This window comes from Agrobacterium sp. SORGH_AS_0745, assembly GCF_030818995.1.
GTDB classification, from domain to species: domain Bacteria; phylum Pseudomonadota; class Alphaproteobacteria; order Rhizobiales; family Rhizobiaceae; genus Agrobacterium; species Agrobacterium tumefaciens.
This window is the reverse complement of sequence record NZ_JAUTBI010000004.1, coordinates 370330-387483: the sequence shown is the minus strand read 5'-3', so window position 1 is coordinate 387483 and position 17154 is coordinate 370330. Positions and strand designations below refer to the sequence as shown.

The window sequence follows — 17154 nt, the reverse complement described above, 5'->3', positions numbered from 1 at the left end:
CCCCGCATGTCATTCACTCCAGCCCCTGCCCAACCCGTTATGCGATATCGGTATGGTCGCGTTGAATGTTGTGGACACCGTCGACGGCACAATCAGGGCGGTGAAAATATCCAAAGCCAGACGATCAACCTGCCAGCAACAAGCCCCTTCTCCAGGTGGCGTTGAACGATATGCATGTCCTTTGAATAAGGCTCACCAAAACTATTGCTGCGATGCAAAATCGCTTTGACAACGCTTTGCCGAGATGTTTTGTCGGCTTGCTTTGCAAGCCTATACCCGATGGGAAACTGATGACTTATGCTCTTGGAAACCGGCAAATCTTTGGTCGGGAAACCGAACTCGACGTGCTTCTTCAGGCCTATGATAGGGTATCGCAGACGGGTTTCGGCGAAATCGTTTTGATCGGCGGTGCCGCCGGTTTCGGGAAGACGTCAGTCGTCAACGCGTTTCTGAACGCAAACGAATATATCAAATACGCTGTCGGCAAGGCCGACGAAGCATTCCAACGAGTACCCTACAGTGCGATCCTGAAGGCGCTTCGCCAGCTTCGCCCCGCATCGGAAATCGAAGAGCTTGCATCTGTTCGTGACGCGGTGACGTCATCGACAACCAATCGGGTAAAGGATCACCTGATCGACGCGATCCAAGCGAGCAGCTCTCCAACCACTCCTCTCGTCCTGTTTGTCGACGATCTCCATTGGCTCGACGAAAGCTCGATCCAGTTGATGCGGGCTTTGTCCGAGCGCGGCTTTCGGGACATGCTGATCGTCGGTACCTATCGGACCGATTACACGTCGGAATTTCGAGAAGTTGGGTTGCAGAATTTTCTCGGTGACACTGCTGTTCGGGTTACCGATATTCTCCTGAAGACGCTTGCATTCGATGCTGTGGAGGGGCTGATTTCCGCCCAGCGATATGGGGAGACAACCGGCCCATTGGCGCGCCTTGTCCAGTCCGTTGCAGGAGGGAACCCGTTCCATATACAGCTCATCTTGAATGTACTTAATCGGGCTGAGACCACACCGGATCTGGCTCAGTTCGTCTCTGATCAGAAGAACTGGAGCCTGAACTCGCTGCTGAGCGGCATCGTCGCCGAACTTCCATCGGAGACGAGGCGGGTTCTCCAATTTGCCGCCTGCGTCGGTTTTACAAGCGAGCAGAGCGTTCTGTGCTCTGCTGCCGAGGTTTCAATCAGCGCCCTCAAGCAATCGCTACAGCCAGCAGAAACCCTTGGGCTGGTCCAAATCGACGGGAATTGGTGCCAATTCTCCCACGACTCGGTTCGGGAGCATATCCGTGGTGCTCTTAGTAAGGATGACAAGACATCCAGGCACGCCTATATCGCAAAAAGCATGCTGGAGCTAAACGCCGCGGGAACAGACCAACATCTTGCCGTAGCCGAACAGATAGTGAAGGCTCGAACCAGTCCCATTCTGCTTGCAGGCCTTGAGCCTGCGCTTGCTGCTCTTATAAAAGCCGCCCAGATCGCTAAAGCGGTCGGCTCACTGGATGGCGCGCTTCGCTATGCCGAAAAGGGTATGGAACTCGTTTCATTCTCCAAGTCCTCGGACAGATATCATTGGGGATTTGCCGAGCTTCGCTGCGCTATCCTCGTCGATCAATTTGGAGCAGCTATCGACGACCAAGAGCTCGATCGCCTTATTGCTTACGCCGGCTCGCCAGCAGATCAGGCTCGAGCTGCGCGTCTGCGTGCCGCAGTGCTTATATTGCGGGGACAGTTCGAGCAAGCAATCGAAGTGGCTCTTTCCGGTCTGAGACTGCTTGGCATCTCGCTTACGCGAAAGCCCACAAAGGCAGAACTCGATGCCGCATATGAGGCGGTAACGGCTGCAGTCGAAAGATTGTCGCTACCCACGATCAGAGAACATGCACGCCTCTCGGACGACACGATCGCTGTCGCTGTGGGTCTCTTGGCAACTTTGCAATCATCGTTTTTTTCCGATGACGGTTTGAAATTCCTACACACAGCGAAAATTGTCGAACTGTCGGCCGAACACGGTGTCTGCGACGCAACATGCTATGGTCTCGCTTGGTGCGGAGTTTGCCTTGCCAGCGAATATGGCGACTACGAGAATGCTCTGGCTATGGCCGAGGCGGGGGTGGCGCTTTCGGGCACGCATGCCTATAGCGCGTATCGGACCTCGGCTCTGGTCGCGCTCGACCAGGTATCGGTCTGGCTAAAGCCTCTTTCCTACTCGCTGGCTCGCGCCAAAGAGGCGTTCGAACAGGGAAGGAACAGCGGCGATATCAGCATGGCATGCTATGCGACCAACCACATCGTCTCGGATTTGCTCTCCATGGGAGCGCCGCTCTCCGTGGTGACCAACGAAGCCAACCGCGGCATCGCAATGGCGCGGAGTGTTGGCTTCGAGGAGGTCATCCGGATCCTGCAGGTTCAGCTCGCATTCGTTCAGGGCTTAAGAGATCGCAGTGTCGAGTCAGGCATGATTCTGGCACTTGCGACCTCGGACACAGCATCCGAAATGTCTCCCCTGATCTTTTGGGGCCACCTCTTCGAAGGCATTTCACAGTTCTATCGTGGTCAGATCGAACTCGCCATGAAATCGTTTGCTCAGGCGAGAAAATGGAAATGGACGACCCCCGCTCATATCCACGTTGCGGATCTCCATTTTTATTCGGCCTTGGCAAACCAGATGACCGGCGTAGGTAACCCCAGCAACGATGACCGTGACATATTGCGCGTTCTGGCCGAACGGAACCCCGCGACATTCGAAAACAAGCTTGCTTTTGTGGACGCCGAAGCCGCACTCTCCGCTGGCGACACGATCGAAGCGCTTCGCCAGTATGAGCGTTCGATCAAGGCTGCAAAGGAAGCGGGCTTCTGGCACGAGCTCGCTCTTGTACATGAGCGGGCCGGGAGACTTTCCCTTGAGACTGGCCTGTCTTTTGCCGCCTTTGGCCATATCCGACAGGCCCAGGCCCATTACCAGAAATGGGGTGCGGACCAGTTGGCTAACGGACTACGGGCTGAATTTGCCGAGGTCTTTTCTGTTCCTGTCGATATCGAGCTTCCGGATCGCGTTATTCAGCCAATCGAAAGATCCGACTCGCTCACGACGGATCTTATCGTTGCCGCAGTGAAATATTCTGGCGCCATGCGCGGCCAACTCATCAGTGTCGATGGCGACGATTTCTCCATCATCGCGAGCACGCGCCTTCGTGATGGCGTCACGAATGTTTTAACAGAAAAGACCCGCGTGACTGCCGAGATGGCCCCTGCCACGATCGTCAGGCTTGTGGTGGAATCTGCACTTTCGCTCCGATACGGCGACGCACAGACCGAGGCTGGCGACGCGCATGCATTAGCCTTAAAGGAATGCCCAGTCAGGTCGCTTCTTTGCGTTCCCCTCAAGGACAAGGATCGTGTTTTCGCCATTCTCTATCTGGAGAACAACGCACTCAGCGATGCCTTCTCGCTCGAAATCGAACAGGCCATCGAGCTCTTTGTTGTCGCAACCACGGAAGCTCTCCGCCTGAAGGGACAGTTGGAGCAGCACCAGCGAGGCAGCGCCGCTCAGAAGAGCCAGGACATGGCCCGTGGAAGTGCTCGCGCCGAACTCATCAAGAATTCCCATGTCAGCGTTCTGGGGGGCATGGCGGCCTCGATCGTTCATGAAGTCAACCAGCCGCTGTCTGCTATCGTTACATTCGCCAATTCTGGCATCCGCTGGCTAAAGCAACCGGTCCCGCAGGTTCAGAATGCAATCACGAATTTCACAAAAATCGAACAGTCAGGTGTGCGGGCGAGCAACATAATCTCCGCCCTTCGTTCGCTTGCGAAGCAGGCGCCGGCGAATCTCGAATTCCTAGACCTGCACAACGTGGTGAAAGACGTCCTCACAGTTGTCGAGACGGACAGCCGTGCGGACGGGGTTGAAATCGAATGTGTGCTCGCCGAAGGTAGCTCTGTTTTCGCCGATCCGATCCAAGTTCAACAGGTGGTCCTCAATTTGATGACCAACGCGCTCGATGCGATGGAGCCGCAATCGGGTGGCCGCCGTCTCCGAGTCGAAAGCGAGGTCCGCGATACCTTCGTGATCCTCGCCGTTTCTGACACCGGAACCGGCATACCTGCATCGGCAAGGGACTCCATCTTCGATCCCTTCTTCACCACCAAGGACAAGGGTCTCGGCATGGGTCTTGCGATTTGCAAGACAATTGCCGAGGTCCATGGCGGGGGCCTGAGCATTGGCAGCACAAATTCCTCTGGTACCACGATGATTTTCCGGCTGCCGTTGACGACCAGTCCGGCAAATAAAGGCGCCGAAGCCGCTGCGTAGCGAGAATTGTCGAAGCAAATCCGCTAGCGAATTATCTCTCGCTTTGTGGCGGGCACCACCTGTGCCGCTGTGCTATACTCACCGTTACTTAGCGAACGTGAGTCGCGGAGGCGTCCGCAGTTCACGTTGCCCTATTCTTTTTTGCCGATGCCTCCGTTTCAATGTGGTCGATCCGCTAGCGTCTATGACAGAAGCATAAATTGTAATTCTGCGTGTCATAAATTTTTCGAAGGGACGGCTACCGCGGTAATCGAGTTCATCGCCAGAAAATCGAGGGTGCCAAAAAGATCCCGATCGCCAAGTTTGACGTCGCCATCCATATAGGCTTCACCTAAGGCCAACGCCCGATTTCTCGCCAGCCCGACCCTACGCCTTTTGCGTCAGATCGCCATTGATGCCCGAGGCTCGCCGCCCGTTCCGAAGAGCCTTGGCCGTCCCGTCCGGAAAGATTACACTTAGGGTGCCGATTTTGATCGGTCGCTCAAGTGCTGCTTCAAGGATCATGTCAGCGCTCCAGGAAATTCGAAAGCGTCAGATCAATGAGTTCGTCGCCACGGCCGTTCATTACCGTACGCAGCGCCCAAAGGCTGAAGCCTTTCACTTGCTCCGCCTTGATCTGCGGTGGCATGGAAAGCTCCTGAGTGTTGGTGACTACATCTAGAAGCGCCGGCCCGTCATACGCCAGAATATCCTTGATCGCATCCTCCAACTCGGAGGGATCCTCGACGCGGATTGCATGAACGCCTACAGATCGGGCGAACTCAGCGAAATTTGGATTTTTCAAGGTCGTTCCGGTTTCGAGGAAACCCGACGCCTTCATCTCCATCGCGACGAAGCCAAGCGTCGAGTTGTTGAAGATGATGACCTTGACTGGCAGGTCCTGCTGGACGAGCGTCAAAAAGTCACCCATCAGCATGGCAAAGCCACCATCGCCGGAAAGGCTGATGATCTGACGACCGGGATAAGCAGCCTGGGCCCCGATTGCCTGTGGCATCGCGTTTGCCATGGACCCGTGTGACAGAGAGCCAATCATGCGGCGCTTGCCATTCATTTTCAGGTAACGAGCCGCCCAGATTGTAGGAGTGCCGACGTCAAAAGTGAAGACGGCGTCTTCTGTAGCGTGATCGCTGACGAGCTTCGCAAGATACTGGGGATGAATCTTGCGACCAGCCTTTCCGGTAGCAAGATCATCGAGACCGGCGCGAGCCTTGACATACCGTTCTTTGCAGAAGTCGAGATAGGCAGTATCGGGGTTCGCTTCGACAAGCGGGAGCACTGCCTCAATCGTCGATTTGACGTCACCGACGAGTGCCAGATCGAGGGGGACGCGGCGGCCGAGATTTTCCGGTCGTATATCCACCTGGACGACCTTGGCATTGGACGGGAAGAACTGGCGGTAAGGGAAATCGGTGCCTAACATCACGAGCGTGTCGCAATCATGCATGGCGGCGTAACCGGAGGAGAAGCCGATAAAACCAGTCATACCGACGTCGAAAGGGTTCTCCCACTCGACGTGCTCCTTGCCGCCCAGGGCGTGGACGATCGGCGCCTTGAGGCGTTTGGCCAGCATCAGCAGCTCGGCATGGGCGCCCTGGCAACCGCGGCCGCAGAACAGTGTGGTCTTGGCGCTGCTGTTGAGAATATCGGCGAGCTGTACAATCTCGCTGGGTTGCGGCGTGACGGTGGACTGGGGCAAAGCGAATGCTGCTGCTTGCGAAATCTTACCGGTAAACTCGGATAGCGCCACATCACCTGGGACGACGATGACAGCCACGCCGCGCTTGCCGACAGCTGCACGGATTGCCGATTCTAAAACGCCAGGAAGCTGATCGGGATGGCTGACCATCTCGCAAAAGTGGCTGCATTCTCGGAAGAGCTGATCGGGGTGGGTTTCCTGGAAATAGCCGCGACCAATTTCCGCCGATGGGATCTGGGCGGCGATGGCGAGAACTGGAACACGCGAGCGATGGCAATCGAACAAGCCATTGATCAGATGAAGGTTGCCCGGCCCGCAGCTCCCGGCGCAAACTGCAAGTTCGCCTGTGAGATGGGCCTCAGCGCCAGCCGCGAAGGCCGCTGTCTCTTCATGCCGGGTGTGGACCCATTCGATGTCCTTGCGAACCCGCAACGACTCGGTCAGTCCGTTCAGGCTGTCGCCTACGACGCCATAGATGCGACGCACGCCCGCAGCGTGGAGGATATCTGTGATGAGGTCTGCTGCTTTCTTGGCCATGATGCGCTCCTTGATGGTAATTTAAATTCTTGATCGCCACGCATTTTCTCAATGCCGGCACGCGATCGCGTGAAAAGTCTTCGGATTGGACTGGGTCGTGGCGGGACTATTCGGTCAGTCCTGCCAGTGACATGATGAAGCGGAAGGTCACGGCGAATATGCCGAGGCCAATGACCGAAATGGTCCAGATGGCAATCATCCAGCCGACACGCTTGGCCGGTTCCTTTACAGAGGTCCTGATCGTCATCAGTGGTACCCATCGCCGACCGTCTGCTTCCCGCGAAACACGTAGTAGGACCACGTCGTGTAGACGAGGATGATCGGGATAATCAGGAGCGTGCCGACGAGTGCGAAGCCCATGCTCTCAGGCGGGGAAGCTGCGGCCCAGATCGTGACCGACGGCGGGATAACATACGGCCACATGCTGATTGCCAGACCGGTGTAACCGAGAAAGATCATCAAGAGCGCCAGGATAAACGGTGCTGCGTGAACCTCACGGCTTCGCAGAACCCGGAGGTGAAGCCAGGTCACGCCAAGCACCAGCACCGGAACGGGAGCAAGGAAAAACAGATTGGGTAGGCTCAGCCACCGTGTGGCGACCTGAGGATGCATGATCGGCGTCCAGATGCTTACGATAGCAATCACGACGAGAAGGGCGATGGCGATCCATTGTGCTAAATCCCGCATGCGACGATGCAGGTCGTCCGACGTCTTCATTATGAGCCAGGTCGAACCAAGCAGAGCGTAGGCCACCATCAAGGCAAAGCCGGTGAATATGCTGAACGGGGTGAAGCAATCGACTGCTGTGCCGGCAAAGGTCGTGCCTTCGAGCTTGAAGCCATTAATGAAGGCACCGAGCGCCACGCCCTGCGAGAAGGTCGCAACATAGGAGCCTCCAGCGAACGCACGGTCCCAAAAAGGTTTGTGACGATCGGAAGCCTTAAAGCGGAATTCGAAGGAGACGCCACGCCAGATCAGACCGGCCAACATGAACATCAGCGGCAGGTAGAGAGCGCTGAGCAGGAAGCCGTAGGCCAGCGGGAAGGCCGCGAACAGGGCAGCACCACCGAGCACGAGCCAGGTTTCATTACCATCCCAGACCGGCGCCACGGTGTTAACCATGGCGTCGCGTTCATGACGATCTTTGATGAACGGGAAGAGGATGCCGATCCCGAGATCGAAACCATCCATTACAACATACATCATGACGCCGAATGCGATGATGACAGCCCAGATGAGGGGAAGATCAACACCCATCTCAAACCTCCGTGGTTTCGCGCATCGGCGCGGCGTTGATTGTGTCGGGAACTGCAGACAACGGACGCGCGGGACGATTGATCTGTCCCTCGTGTTGAGGGCTCGTGCCACCACGACCCTCGTCTGGGCCATGGGCAACCATCCGCAGCATGAAGCCAATACCGGTACCGAAGATCAGGAAATACATCACTATGAACATGACCAGCGTGATGGTCAGGGTCAGGACCGCGTGATTGGATACCGCGTCCTGGGTACGCAGGATGCCGTACACCACCCAGGGCTGGCGTCCGACTTCCGTGGTGATCCAGCCGGCGAGGACCGCGATTAACCCGGTTGGCCCCATAAAAAGGGCGAACAGGAGGAATGGCCTTGTATCGTAAAGCTTGCCGCGCCAGCGCTGGAACGCACCCCAGACTCCGAGCAGGAACATCGCGAGCCCGAGACCGACCATGATGCGGAAAGTGAAGAATATGATTGTCGAGTTGGGGCGATCCTGTGGAGCGAATTCCTTCAAGCCCGGGATTTTTCCATGCAGCGTATGAGTGAGGATCAGGCTGCCTAGATAAGGAATTTCAATTGCATATTTTGTCTCTTCGGCAGCCATATCAGGAACACCGAAGGCAATCAGGGGCAGGTTGGTGGCGTTCGGATCATTTTCCCAGTGGCCCTCAATCGCCGCGATCTTTGCCGGCTGATGCTCGAGCGTGTTAAGGCCATGCGCGTCGCCGACAAACATCTGGACCGGTGCCACGATGATCAGCATCCACAATGACATCGAAAACATCTTGCGGATCGCGGGTGTCGAGCGCCCACGCAGTAGGTGCCAAGCGGCTGCAGCGGCCACGAAGAGCGCCGTTGACAGGTAGGCGGCAAGCGTCATATGCGCCAGTCGGAAGGGGAAGGATGGGTTGAAGATCACCGCCAGCCAGTCGGTCGGAACGACCTTGCCATTGATGATCTCGAAACCCTGCGGCGTCTGCATCCAACTGTTGGATGCGAGAATCCAGGTAGTCGAGATCAGCGTGCCGAGCGCGACCATGGCTGTTGCGAACATATGCAGTCCAGGACCGACTTTGTTCCATCCGAACAGCATGACGCCGAGAAAGCCCGCTTCCAGGAAGAAGGCGGTCAAGACCTCGTAGGTCAGCAGCGGCCCGGTAACGCCACCGGCGAATTGCGAAAAGCCGCTCCAGTTTGTACCAAACTCGTAGGCCATCACCAGGCCGGACACGACGCCCATGCCGAAGTTAACGGCGAAGATTTTAGACCAGAAGTGATAGAGTTCGACATAAACTGGATTACGTCGGATCAGCCACAGCGTTTCGAGTACAGCGAGATAGCTGGCAAGTCCGATCGTGATGGCGGGAAAAATGATGTGGAACGAGACGGTGAAGGCGAATTGCAATCGCGCAAGTTCCAATGCGCTGAAACCCAGCATCGAGACGCTCCTTGGCGTTGATTGATTAATTGATGGCGAGCGTTACGTGCTCGAATGTCGAACGCTTGAAAGAAGCATCTGCCAACACAATCGCGGTTGGGCGCCTGGCCCGCAATTAAACCTAGGTATAGCTAGGCTACGCCTTGATATAAAGCGGCCGAACAGAGGACATCGGAGCGTCAATGGCCGCATCGTCGGGCTTCGGGTCGCGGGCAAGAAGAGCGAAAGTGGCTTGATTTGCCCGCACTGGCGGTAGCCACATTGCAAGACCTCAAGCGAAAGCCAGAAACTGTGGATGCCTCTTCCCTCCTCCGTTTCGCCAATCCCCTCGATCGTCGTTATCGCGCCATCGATTTCTCCCGATTGCAAGCATGCAGGACCTGACCGGCTCGCCGTTGATCTGCAGGGTGAATCCACCGGATTGGTCGATACTGCACTCGAACTTTGTGCCCGTCATGCCGAGCAGGTCGCGCAAGGCCGTAATAGGGCATGTCCGGCGGTCCATCGAGTTGAGCCGGCCGTCCATTAACGGTTGCTGAGATCGCCATAAAGGGAGGGCTTTCGATCAAGCGTATCGGGGGGCGGCGATACGAAGATTGAGCCGATTGAGGTCAGGAGAGTTCAAGGGGAAAGCGCCGCGGAATAACTGATACGTAGGCCTAGCCCTCCTTTATGAAGCTGTAGGCTGGCCACGTTCCTTAGCAGCAAGGTCCTCTACTGACACCGGCGCTCAGGGGAATTGGTGTACGATGCGGCGAGCATCATGCCCGCCCCATTTCGCTGGTCATTTAGAAACCCGCCTGCTCAACTGAAGACTGACGGCGACGGCGCTTGCTGCACAGGCCATCAGCGTTGCAGTCGCCCAACCGCAGTGGTTCTGGGCTTCGGTCCCGATGGCAGAGATGGCGGCGCCGATGAGAAATAGGGTGACGTTCGAATTTTCCTCACCGCGGCGAGAAGCGGTACACCTCGCGCGGTCGACCGTCCTCCGAAGATCGGCGATCGGACTGTCAGTCGCAGGCTGCAAGCCCTGGAGGCCGCCCTGGCCGTGGAACGGCGTCTGGCAGGCGACGAGCAAAAACTGGAAGGTAGCTTGCGTATATCGTCGCCCGACTTGTTTGCGCTTGGGTTTCACCTGCGGTGATTGAGACGTTTTCGACGCTCAATCCCGAGGTCGAAATTGAACTTTTGACGGGAGCTTACGTCCTCGGCCTCGCTCAACGCGAGGCGGACGTTTCCTTCCGGATCCATCCGTCGCCGAGGACGATATCGTCCAACGGCGACTGATTGACATGCGTTGCAGCCTCTATCTCGCCAAGGGAATGAACTCCCGAACCGAATGGACGATGGCTTTACGCTGGTCGCAATACATCGCTCGACGCATTTCCAGCTATAGACTAGTTCAAGCGGAAGCTTGCCGGTACCGAGGTCACATTGAAGTCGAAGAACGGAAACGTTCAGGCCCAGATGAGTTGCTAGGGTTTAGGGATTGCCGCGCTAACGCGATCTGCCGGCGACCAACGGGCAAATCTTGTGTGTATTGACCTGGGTGAGGATCCGCCGACCCGCGAACTATGGATGGTTACCACCGAGACGTTCCGCGATCGACGGGACTGCTGGCGATTGTGGATCTGGCGGTGACGATGCGGGTAAACTGGAGGAACCAGCATGTTCATACCAGTCTCCAAGGCAAATTTTGAGCTGTTCTGTGATCTCGTCGTTGAACCTTCCGAACTTCGAATCCGCAGGTGTCAGCACAACCTTTGTAGCATGCCAGTCTCGGCACGTTGATGTTTTTTGAAAGATACTGCGCCAAATGCCCCCTGGATTGAATGGACACGCCCCAAAGTGTCGGTTCGAAGCTATCATGCGTTGACGATCGCATCCGGCGCGGTCTTTCTATCCCCACCGAGTGCAATTGGTGAAACAGGGTGGTGACGATGACCGACGCGGGCGGGGAGTTGAAAGGGGCGTTCACACAAGACGCTCGCGTGCAGCATGCACATGTTGAAGACCTCCTCACTGCCGCAGTTCAATTCTCGGGCGCATGCAAGGCATATCTCCTTGTTCAAAAGGGCGAGAATTTGGTCGTCGACACGAAGATTGTCATAGAAGGCGACAAGGCAGTTGCTACTCATCCACAGTCGGCTAGTCTTGCCCCGGGCGAAGCAGCACTTCTCGAGCTGATCGCTTCGAACTCGATATCTGAACGGTACACAACGTTAACGGTCGGGGATCCACTGCGGGCACCTCGCCCCGCCGATAACGCGGAACCCGCATTATGCTTGCAGGTTGGCGGGGAGGACGGCGCCAGCTGGGTAGTTTACATGGAATCGGACCCGCGGGGTGCTGGCTTTCCGGGACATATTGTCAGCGCGATCGAACTCTACGTTTTGGCATTGGGACGGGTTCTTAAACCGCGTTGCAGGGAAAGCAAACAGTACGGCGACACAAGCCACCTCATGGATCGAACTCCATCTGACAGGCGAACCGAAATTGACGGAGTCGATCGCGCCATTATTGCCGGCGTCGCCGAGTCAATCGCGATAGAGATAAATGACGCACTTTCGGCGGTTGTAGCCCATGCCAGCGCGGGTCTCCAATGGCTCAACCAAGAAGCTCCGAAAGTTGAAAAAGCACGGCAGTCCCTCAGGAAGATTGCCTCATCGACGTTTGCGATCGGTAGTGTGGTTGCAGCCTATCGCAAGACATCACCCGCCGGCGGTCCCGACAGCAAACCGGTAGACTTGCAGGCGATCGTGATTGAGGCGCTGGAAGCGATTGCGCCAGATCTTCAAGATGCTTCCGTTCAAAGCTATTGCGATATTCCTCGGGAGATGCTGGTTCGTGGCAATGCCAAACAGATCCAACAAGCGATCGTCAACGTGGTGAGCATTGCCTTTGACGCGATGAAGGCAGTGGACACCCCCCGAAAACTAACGATTTCGAATGCGACGCAGGACAAATTCTTCGTTCTGGCATTTTCGGACACCGGTGAAACTATCCCTGTCGGCGCTCGGGACGCAATCTTTGATCTGTCTTATACAGCAAAGCAAGGACACCGGGGCGTCAAACTGGCAATCGCCCGCACAATCGCGCAACTGCACGGCGGAAGCCTCGATGTCGCACGCTCGGAGACAGACGGCACGACGATGCTCTTGAGATTGCCAATGGCAACAACCGGCTGATGTTCTAATTTCCGATCGTGCAGGGAACTGGCTAGAGCGAAAACACAATGTTGCGCGCCTATCCAGCGCGTCCCGATCCATAGCTCTGCTTAATTTTATCTGCTAGGTAGCTCTATAAAGTCTCGACCCAAGGAGTGAATGGAGAAACGCCGTTGCCCAGTACAAGAACAATAGACAATCGTAACATGGAGTACCTGAGAGCCGACCAAGCGCCGTATATTGCGATGTCGACCTTGACTGGCGGTCTCCTCGCGATGTCGAGGTTCAAGTGCGACATGGCTGGGCATGGTCTCTCCGACGATCATGTGAAAGAGGATGCGTTCATGTTGTCCTCGCAGCTCCGCGATTATCAAGGCGGACTTTGGCTCGATGGAGAGCGACTGGATTTTGCCGGAAGCAAAAAGGGCAATTTCACCCTCTATGACTATTCCAGATCCTGGCGAGCGGACCTTCAAACGCCTTTCGACTGCGTGAATTTCCATATCTCAAGGCGAGCGCTCAATTCACTTGATGATGAGATCGGCTCAGCGCGGTTGGATAGTTTCGACATCGCGCCGGGTGCCGATACCAGCGATCCTATTGTTGAGAGCATTGTCAGCGCGCTCGTTCCGATCTTTGATGGCTTTTGCGAGGCCAATCAGCTTTTGCTCGACTATATCGGCACGGGTTTGCTGATCCATCTTGCTTCGACTTACGGCACCTCGCGACAACGCGCGCGATTAAGTCGTGGCGGCTTGACGCCAACGCAACTCAACCGGGCAAAAATGTTGATTGATGCCAATCTGAACGGCCAACTGACTCTGACTGATATCGCGACTGAATGCGGGCTCTCCTCCTCCTATTTCGCTAGAGCATTCAAGATGTCGACCGGTGGAACGCCGCACAGGTGGCTGGCTCAGCGACGGATCGAAAAGGCGATTGACTTGCTCAAGAACTCCCAGCTGTCTATAAAGGAAATTGCCTCTGCGTGCGGCTTTTCCGATCAGGCCCATTTCACGCGGGCTTTCGGTGAGGCCAAAGGTGTGCCACCAGCCGCTTGGAGGCGCAACGCTCCCCCAGCGCCGACAATCGGTCTCTATCCGATCTCCACAAAATTCCGTTCCGCCAAGTAAGCACAATAGTCAATCGTCGTCCCCGAGCATGGTTTTGCGCACGAGAAATTGCGGCTTTGAGCATCGGCAGACGACCTTGCTCGACTGATGATTTTCGTCTGATCCCCATCTTTGACTTTTTAGCAAAGCCGTTTCGATTATTTTCTGACTTGCCCGACACCACCATTCGCTTCAGTTGGATATTCGCAAAACTGGCTTAATCATTAAAACAGAGCGGCAACTGGCACATGTCGATATTCAAACGGGGTGGATTGTCACCTCTTCGGCTGAGCCAGGCTCTGTCGCTCCTCGAAGACAGCCTCCTTACTCGTTCTACTGTGACGCAGATCGCGGTCAATTGCGGCTTGTCTTCAAGCTATTTCACCCAAGCATTCAAAGCCTCGACCGGCCTGTCGCCATATCGTTGGTTGGTACAACGGCGCCTCGAAAAAGCGACGGAGCTACTCGCCGAAGCGACAATGCCCTTAAGCGAAGTCGCGACCAGATGTGGGTTTGTCGATCAGGCGCATTTCGCGAAAGCCTTTCGCAAATCTACAGGCGTGCCGCCGTCGGTGTGGCGGCGCGGCGCGCTCTCGGCGGATAATCCTGACGAGATTGACTGAAGACCACCATACACAAGGTGGTTCGACCTATTCCTCCGTATAGTGTCGGGTTTCAAAGCACATTGGTATCCTTTGCATAGATTTTTGCTTCGACTACGACGGATTCCAGCAACGATGATCGACCAGACCTCCACCGGGAGCAGTGCTTCGTCTGCGCCAACGCAGCCTCCCTCCGCAGTCTTGGCGACGATCCGGCGCGTGGCGATCCCGGTCGTAGCCGTCGTCGTCGTCGGATCCGCAACTGCGTCGGTCATCGGCAACTGGGATAGCTGGATTGCTGGCGCCGCGCATCAATCCACCGATGACGCAACCGTTAACGCGGATATCTCGACCCTGAGCGCTCAGATCAGCGGGACGATCAGCAGCGTGGCGGTCGCCGACTACCAAAAAGTTGCCAAGGGTCAGCTCTTGGCTGAGATCGATCCTCGCACGTTCGAAGCGGCGGTCACCGTTGCCTCGGCAAACGTTGCTTCGGCACACGCGACCCTCGCTAACCTAGTTAATCAGATTGAGCTTCAGAAGGCTGCGATCGATGCCGCCGAAGCACAGAACACCTCGGCACTGGCGCAAAGCATGCAAGCGGATGAGGAGTACAGACGCCAGTCTGATCTTGGTGGCGCCACGTCGCAACAGGCGCTGCAGCAAGCTCAGACCGCTGCATTGCAGGCTGCGGCATCCGTGCGCTCGACGACCGCCACAATTGCCCAGCAACGCGCGCAATTGAAGGTTTTGCAAGGCGAGGAGCCGCTACTCAAAGCTCAAGTCGACGCAGCTCAGGGCAATCTCGACACCGCCAGGATCAACCAGGGTTACACACGGATCTACGCCCCCTTTGATGGCATGCTTGGCAGGCGGCTCGTTCATGAAGGCGATTTCGTCAGCGCCGGCACAGGCATCATATCCGAAGTCCCCTTGCCAAACGTCTATGTGATGGCGAATTTCAAGGAAACCCAGCTCTCGAGAATGTCAGCGGGAGACATGGTCGAGATAAGAATCGACACGTTTCCGGGGAAAGCGTTGCGTGGCAGAGTGATTGATCTTTCTCCCGCAAGCGGTTCCGTTTTCGCTCTGCTTCCCCCCGACAACGCAACCGGAAACTACACGAAAGTCGTTCAACGGATTCCCGTAAAAATTGCCATCGATCCGGACCAAGCCTTGCTGAAACAGCTGCGACCGGGAATGTCGGCCACGGTCACCGTCGACACCCTGGGTGACGCAGTGCCATGAGCACCGCCGTCCGCTCGTTCGGGCCGGTTACGAGCGGCACCACCGCCACCCGTCCATTGCTGATCGTCGCAGCGTTGCTTCTCGCTTCTTTTGTCGTCGGGTTCGACACGCGCGTGTTCGTTGTTGGAATGCCCGACCTGCGTGCAGCCTACTCTCTTAGTGTCGATGAGGCATCTTGGCTGAGCACGATCGCGAACGCGCCACAGATCCTTATCGCTTCTGGCGTGGCGTGGCTTGCGACCGTTTTCGGGGTACGACGTGTAATGATACCGACGGCCCTTATCTATGCCATCGTATCCCTCGAGATCCCACTGGTGAACGATGGGCCGCTGCTTTTCACACTGCATGCTATTCGAGGGCTTTTGCTAGGCGTCTTTATCCCAGCGACGATAATGGTCATCTTCCGCAATCTGGACAAGAGATACTGGTTGATCGGAATCGCTATTTACGTCCTACGCGTGCCGCTGTCGCAGAATCTCGGATTTGTCCTTGTCGGTTTTTATGGCGATTATCTCGGCTGGCAGTGGATGTATTGGCAGGACGTCATCCTTGCGCCGCTTGTCGCGCTTCTCCTGTTAATCGCGGCCCCAAAAGAGGATATCAACGTTGGTCTGCTTGAACATGCCGACTGGGGTGGGATGATGCTACTCGGCTGCTCCATGACGATGCTCTATGTCGGTCTGGACCAGGGAAATCGGCTAGACTGGTTCCAATCGGGCACGATTATTGCGCTCCTGACCGGCGGTTCAATCCTTGCAATCGGGTTTCTGATCAACGAAACGCTTGTGGCGCACCCTTGGGCTCATTTCAGCGTTATCATGAGCCGCAACATCGGTCTCGGCTACGCAATCATCATCTGTTACGCGCTTTCAAGTGCTGGCGCTTCGATTGCCATACCCGGCTTCCTGCAAAATGTCGTGGGATTGAGACCGATTTCGATCTCCACGCTTTACCTGACCGGGGCCGTGATTCCAGTTTTTCTATTCATTGCCATAGCCGCCGTTCTGTTACACCGGTTCGATGCCCGCTTGTGCATCGTGCTTGGCCTTGGACTAATGGCGACAGGCTCGCAATTTGGTTCACTTCTTACACTCGACTGGGCACCATGGAATTTCTTTCCAACGGTGATCCTCCATACGGCCGGCCAGTCGTTCGCGTTTTTTGGCTCCATCGTCTACCTTATCGGCAATTCTGATCCTTCTCGCTCGACTGCGGTTTCGGCCTACATCCAAGTGGTTCGACTTGGAAGCGTCGAGTTAGCGATCAGCATCCTCGCAACACTGCAACGGCATCGGGAGCAGTATCATTCAGACGTACTGAACACACCGATTACTGCAGCGTCGCAACAGCTTCATGTCATCCTGCAAAAGCTGCAACATGTCTTCGGTGTTGGATACAGACCGCATCTTGAGAGCCTGTCGTTGGTTGCATCCAGGATAAGAAATCAGGCCTCCGTCCTTGCTTACAGCGACCTGTTTATGCTGTCATTCTGGGCGGCGGTCCTCGGCTTGCTCGTTGCAGCTTTTATGGTCTCGATGCCCTATGGGCCGCTCCACCCTGACTTCAAACATCCGGAGCCCGGCGACCTGGAGTCTTGAGGACTGGTGGATAAATGCACCCCTTGCATCCTTCAAATGCCATATCCAGGCGTCGTTCCGTAGCGTGCAAAGCGCTAACCTCAGCAAGGCTCTAAAATAAAGGATGCACACCCGGTACGAAAAACGCCCTCGGAGGTTCCGTCCATCACATTCGGATATTTTGAGCCATTTCAGAGG

General features: G+C 56.1%; 11 protein-coding genes. 6 read left to right on the top strand and 5 right to left on the bottom strand.

Going from position 1 to position 17154, the window contains the following annotated elements; genetic code table 11:
• The first annotated feature begins 212 nt into the window (after nt 1–212).
• Nucleotides 213–4322, top strand: coding sequence for a trifunctional serine/threonine-protein kinase/ATP-binding protein/sensor histidine kinase (locus QE432_RS25435; protein WP_112391778.1), 4110 nt, complete (start codon nt 213–215; stop codon nt 4320–4322).
• 366 nt (nt 4323–4688) lie between these two features.
• Here the strand turns inward: QE432_RS25435 and QE432_RS25430 are convergent, their stop codons facing one another.
• From QE432_RS25430 to QE432_RS25410, 5 genes are all read right to left on the bottom strand, one after another.
• Nucleotides 4689–4826 carry a hypothetical protein gene (locus QE432_RS25430; protein ID WP_156390108.1) on the bottom strand — a complete coding sequence of 46 codons (138 nt, stop codon included), beginning with the start codon at nt 4824–4826 and terminating at the stop codon, nt 4689–4691.
• A gap of 1 nt (nt 4827) precedes the next feature.
• Nucleotides 4828–6558: a ubiquinone-dependent pyruvate dehydrogenase gene (poxB, locus tag QE432_RS25425; RefSeq protein WP_373465237.1), complete on the bottom strand. Its 1731-nt coding sequence runs from the start codon at nt 6556–6558 to the stop codon at nt 4828–4830.
• Between the two features lie 103 nt (nt 6559–6661).
• Nucleotides 6662–6802, bottom strand: a complete 141-nt coding sequence (locus QE432_RS25420) for a DUF2474 domain-containing protein (protein ID WP_082546262.1) — start codon at nt 6800–6802, stop codon at nt 6662–6664.
• Complete coding sequence (cydB, locus tag QE432_RS25415; protein ID WP_111799852.1) at nt 6802–7812, bottom strand: cytochrome d ubiquinol oxidase subunit II; 1011 nt, start codon at nt 7810–7812, stop codon at nt 6802–6804. Before cydB ends, QE432_RS25420 begins: the two co-directional genes overlap by 1 nt.
• A 1-nt stretch (nt 7813) precedes the next feature.
• The gene (locus tag QE432_RS25410) at nt 7814–9250 is read right to left on the bottom strand and encodes a cytochrome ubiquinol oxidase subunit I (protein ID WP_113049314.1); all 1437 of its coding nucleotides are present in this window, start codon (nt 9248–9250) and stop codon (nt 7814–7816) included.
• A gap of 1940 nt (nt 9251–11190) precedes the next feature.
• On the opposite strand from QE432_RS25410, the gene QE432_RS25405 reads away from it, so the two are divergent.
• From QE432_RS25405 to QE432_RS25385, 5 genes are all read left to right on the top strand, one after another.
• The gene (locus tag QE432_RS25405) at nt 11191–12438 is read left to right on the top strand and encodes a sensor histidine kinase (protein ID WP_112191868.1); all 1248 of its coding nucleotides are present in this window, start codon (nt 11191–11193) and stop codon (nt 12436–12438) included.
• Nucleotides 12439–12590: 152 nt separating this feature from the next.
• Nucleotides 12591–13550 (top strand): helix-turn-helix domain-containing protein, encoded by a 960-nt coding sequence (locus QE432_RS25400; protein ID WP_245482010.1) that lies wholly within the window; start codon nt 12591–12593, stop codon nt 13548–13550.
• A gap of 227 nt (nt 13551–13777) precedes the next feature.
• On the top strand, nt 13778–14152 hold the full coding sequence (locus tag QE432_RS25395) for a helix-turn-helix domain-containing protein (RefSeq protein ID WP_113049312.1): 375 nt from the start codon (nt 13778–13780) through the stop codon (nt 14150–14152).
• Nucleotides 14153–14266: 114 nt separating this feature from the next.
• Entirely contained in the window at nt 14267–15379 is a 1113-nt protein-coding gene (locus QE432_RS25390) for an HlyD family secretion protein (RefSeq protein ID WP_112292365.1), read from the top strand.
• Nucleotides 15376–16977 carry an MFS transporter gene (locus QE432_RS25385; protein ID WP_112292366.1) on the top strand — a complete coding sequence of 534 codons (1602 nt, stop codon included), beginning with the start codon at nt 15376–15378 and terminating at the stop codon, nt 16975–16977. Before QE432_RS25390 ends, QE432_RS25385 begins: the two co-directional genes overlap by 4 nt.
• Nucleotides 16978–17154 lie beyond the last annotated feature (177 nt).

Coding starts and splice junctions, on each gene's coding strand:
- QE432_RS25435 (WP_112391778.1), top strand. CDS start 213: ATGCAAAATCGCTTTGACAACGCTTTGCCGAGATGTTTTGTCGGCTTG.
- QE432_RS25430 (WP_156390108.1), bottom strand. CDS start 4,826: ATGATCCTTGAAGCAGCACTTGAGCGACCGATCAAAATCGGCACCCTA.
- QE432_RS25420 (WP_082546262.1), bottom strand. CDS start 6,802: ATGACGATCAGGACCTCTGTAAAGGAACCGGCCAAGCGTGTCGGCTGG.
- cydB (WP_111799852.1), bottom strand. CDS start 7,812: ATGGGTGTTGATCTTCCCCTCATCTGGGCTGTCATCATCGCATTCGGC.
- QE432_RS25410 (WP_113049314.1), bottom strand. CDS start 9,250: ATGCTGGGTTTCAGCGCATTGGAACTTGCGCGATTGCAATTCGCCTTC.
- QE432_RS25405 (WP_112191868.1), top strand. CDS start 11,191: ATGACCGACGCGGGCGGGGAGTTGAAAGGGGCGTTCACACAAGACGCT.
- QE432_RS25395 (WP_113049312.1), top strand. CDS start 13,778: ATGTCGATATTCAAACGGGGTGGATTGTCACCTCTTCGGCTGAGCCAG.
- QE432_RS25390 (WP_112292365.1), top strand. CDS start 14,267: ATGATCGACCAGACCTCCACCGGGAGCAGTGCTTCGTCTGCGCCAACG.
- QE432_RS25385 (WP_112292366.1), top strand. CDS start 15,376: ATGAGCACCGCCGTCCGCTCGTTCGGGCCGGTTACGAGCGGCACCACC.